The following is a 3148-nucleotide window of genomic DNA, read 5'->3' on the forward strand; positions in this document are numbered from 1 at the left end:
GTCCGGGACGATCCAGCCGCCGCAAGGTATCGCCGGCGATCCGCGGCGGGACCTGCCCGAAGCCGCGCAACATGTCCTCGGCCCGCTGCCAGGCGGCGGCATGCGCCGCGCTGCGTGCGCGCCAGCGATCGAACGCCTCGCGGTCCGACGGCGACAAAGTCTCGGATTGAAAGCGCACCAGCCAACCGGCCGCTTCCTTCAGGATGGCGGGATCGATCACGCGTCGGCCTGGCTGGCGATCAGGCAAGCGGTCAGAGCCGCCTGCATATGGCGCTTGACGGTGGATAGCGACACGCCCAATCCCTGCGCGATCGCCTCGTAGCCCATGCCCTCGAATTGCGACATCAGGAAGATCTCGCGGCTCCGGGCGGACAGCCTGCGCAGCGCGGCATCGATGGCGCCCAGGGTCTCCAGAATCAGGGCGCGGGCCTCCGGCGAAGGCGCCTCCTGCTCGGGCAGTTGCGCGACCGCGGCCAGATAGGCCTCTTCCAGCGCCCGACGGCGCCAGTGGTCCACCACCAGCCCCTTCGCGATGTGGGTCAGCAGCGCGCGCGGCTCGGCGCCTGATTCCGTTCGGCGCCGACCGGCCATCAAGCGCACGAAGGTGTCGTGGGCCAGGTCCGCCGCGTCGAAGGAATTGCCCAGCTTCTTGCGCAGCCAGATCGACAGCCAGCCGTGATGGTCACGATAGAGCTTCGCGACGGGATCGGCAGGCGGGGAATCGGACGTAGGCAAGGCGCACCGGCAATAAAATCTAAATGGGAACCATTTATATTCTATCGTATCCGTCCGCCCGCCTTGGACGCCATCGCGCCCGTGGGCCGCCCTACAGCTTGGGCGCGTAGCGCAGCGTCAACATCACGTTGCGGGGCTCGCCGTAGTAGTTATTGCTGCTGAGCGTGTTGTACGACGGCACGTAGTACTTCTTGTCGAACACATTGTTGAGGTTCAACCCAATGCTCAGTTCCGGCGTGGCCTGATAGCCCAGGCGCGCATTCCAGATCGAGAATCCGGCCATGGTGAACTTGCGGTCCGAACTGATCGTATGCGTCTGCGCATTGACGCCCGCGCCCACGCTCAGGCGGTTCAACGAGCCCGGCAGCCTGTAATTAGCCCACAGGCGCAGCATGTGTTTTGGCGTCCAGGTATTGAAGACCTTGCCCTGATTGTCCGGATCGTCCAGATACTTGGTGGTGTTGTAGGTATAGCCGGCGTACAGCTCCAGGCCCTTGACCACTTCGCCCGAGACCTCGGCCTCCAGGCCCTGGCTGCGCACCTTGCCCGCCGCGCGCGAGCAATACCAGCCATCGCATGCAAAGCCCGCGTCGTAGTCGTTGACCGCGCGGTTCTTGTGGTCGTAGCGGAACAACGCCAGCAGCGTATTGACGCGGCCGTCCGCGAGTTCGCCCTTGATGCCGATTTCGTAGTTGTTGCCCTCGATGGGCTTGAGCAGGCTGCCCGATACGCTGCGTTCGGTCTGCGGTTCGAACACCGTCGTATAGCTGGCATAGGCCGACCAGTTGTCGCTCAGCGAGTACACCAGGCCGGCATAAGGAATGAAACGTCCCGAGGTGCTGGACGTGGTGGCGCTGCCGCCGCCGCTGTAGGTGTAGTCGTACCAGCCGATGCGCCCGCCGCCGATCAGCGCCAGGGACTCGACGGGCTTGACGCGCCAGGTGCCGTAAATGCCCTTCTGGCGGATGTCGTAGGCGCTGCGCGAGTCATAACCGCTGGCCTGGGCGATGGTGTCGATGTCCTGCCATGGACGATGGTGGTCGATATCGAAGATATTGCCGCCTTCCTGCCAGGCACGCGTGAACCGGTCCTGCGTGGTCAGCTTGGAATAATTGGCGCCGACCACGACCTCTTGCCGCATCCCCAGGGCGGTAAAGTCGCCGCTGACCGACATGTCGAGCCCGCGCTGCTTGCTATGGAAGTCCACGCCGAAATCGCCATAGGACAGCCCGCTGCCGTCCGGCTGCACGGCATCCGCGACGCGCTGATGCACGGTCGTGTTCTTTTCGTTCATGGCCACGCCGGCCAGCTTGAAACGCCATGCGTCATTGAAGCGGTGCGCGAGGTCGGCGTAGAAAATGGTCTGGTCGTTCTTCGCGCGATTCCAGGTCGAACCCGTGAAGGTCGAACGCGGCAGATCGATATCGCCTCCGTCCGCGTAGCGGGGATAGCCCACGAACATCGGCCGCGAGCGGCTGTACCGGTTGCTGATCCCGATGCCTACCGTGGTGTCTTCGGTGATGTCGTAGTCCAGCGCGGCATACAGGTTGCGCGTCTTTTCCCACACGTAGTCGATGTAGGAATGGCTCTGGTCTTCATCCAGCACCACGCGGCCGCGCAAGGTGCCCGATTCGTTCAAGGGACTGCCCGCGTCCAGCTGCAGGCCGTAGTGATCCCAGGAGCCGGCCTTGGCCGTCACCACCACCGCAGGTTCCGCCCCGCCGCGCTTGCGCACCAGGTTGATCGCACCGCCTGGGCTGCCCGCCCCCTGCAGCAGGCCGGCCGCGCCGCGCAGGATTTCCACGCGGTCGTAGAACACCAGCGAGTCCTGCTCCCAGTTGCCCAGGCTGTAGCTGTTGCGCAGCAAGGACACGCCGTCGTATTGCAGCAGGTCGACGGGGAATCCGCGGGCGTTGATCGCCACCCCGGGTCCCACGCCCTGCACGCCCACCATGCCGGTGGTGTTGTTCACCGCGTCCGGCAGGCTGACCATGTCCTGGTCATCCATGCGCTGCCGCGTCAGCACGGTGATGGATTGCGGAATGTCTTTCAAGGCCTGCGCCGTCTTGCCGATGGTGACGGCCGGCGAAGTATAGGAGCCCGTGCCATCCGTGGTGGTCGCGTAGCTGCCCGTGACCGTGACCGGCGCCAAGGTCGCGGCCGCCCCCGCCGCCGCCGCTTGTCGCAGGCGGTAGCCGCCCTCCGGGCGAGCCACGGCCTCCAGCCCGGTGCCGGCCAGCAGGCGCTGCAGCGCCGTGTCGACGGCATGGGAACCCGTCACGCCCCCCGTCGCGGCGCCCGCCGTCAACGCGGGATCGGACGCCACCATGACGCCAGCCTGCATGCCGAACGCGCCCAGGGCCGCGCCTAGCGGGCCTGCCTCGATGCTGAAAGCAACGACGCGCTGGCCAGA

At 65.8% G+C, this 3148-nt stretch carries 3 protein-coding genes; all 3 read right to left on the reverse strand.

The window, feature by feature from the left end:
* A partial coding sequence (locus WBB14_RS33220; protein ID WP_424243515.1) for a DUF4880 domain-containing protein occupies positions 1-220 on the reverse strand: 220 nt, incomplete at its 3' end.
* On the reverse strand, positions 217-735 hold the full coding sequence (locus tag WBB14_RS33225) for a sigma-70 family RNA polymerase sigma factor (RefSeq protein ID WP_424243516.1): 519 nt from the start codon (positions 733-735) through the stop codon (positions 217-219). The genes WBB14_RS33220 and WBB14_RS33225, both read right to left, overlap by 4 nt.
* 91 nt (positions 736-826) lie before the next feature.
* Positions 827-3148: TonB-dependent siderophore receptor (locus WBB14_RS33230; protein WP_424243517.1), on the reverse strand; the 2322-nt coding region annotated here is incomplete at its 5' end.

Origin of the sequence: Achromobacter sp. (genome assembly GCF_049647645.1) — a bacterium.
Lineage (GTDB): Bacteria > Pseudomonadota > Gammaproteobacteria > Burkholderiales > Burkholderiaceae_B > Achromobacter.